The sequence below is a fragment of the Kitasatospora nipponensis genome (assembly GCF_039528135.1).
Taxonomy (GTDB): Bacteria; Actinomycetota; Actinomycetes; order Streptomycetales; family Streptomycetaceae; genus Kitasatospora; species Kitasatospora nipponensis.
The window spans coordinates 1-526 of the sequence record NZ_BAAALF010001130.1 but is presented as its reverse complement, the minus strand read 5'-3'; the positions used below and the strand labels follow the sequence as shown (position 1 = coordinate 526).

Below are 526 nucleotides of genomic sequence, written 5' to 3'. Positions count from 1 at the left end.
GCCGCTGTACACGATCGGGGACTTCTTCCTGGTCGGGCCGCTGATGGTGGCGGCCTCGGCCTCGGTCTACCTGGTCTCCTGGACCGGCTGGTTCATGTCCGGTACCGAGCCGGGCAAGGGCGGGTACGCCCGGGGCTGGGCCCTGCACCGGGAGGGGCTGTCGCCCGAGTCCGTGCTGGGCATCAAGATGCCGTTCCAGTTCGACATGAGCTGGGTGCCGGACGCGCTGCGCAGCCTGTGGCACTACCACGCGACGATGTACGACTTCCACGTCGGCCAGACCACCCCGCACACCTACCAGTCCAACCCCTGGAGCTGGCTGGTGGTCGGCCGGCCGGTGTCGTTCTTCTACGAGTCGCCGAAGATGGGCCAGTCCGGCTGCCAGGTGGCCGAGTGCGCGAGCGAGGTGCTCGGGATCGGTACGCCGCTGCTCTGGTGGACGGGCCTGGTCGCGCTGCTGTTCTGCCTGTACCGGTGGGCGCTGCGGCGCGACTGGCGGGGGGGCGGGATCCTGCTCGGGCTCGGG

Annotated in this window: 1 pseudogene; it reads left to right on the top strand. The window is 70.3% G+C overall.

Annotated elements, in window-relative coordinates:
• Positions 1 to 526, top strand: a pseudogene (locus ABD323_RS45240) (hypothetical protein); the annotation flags it as partial.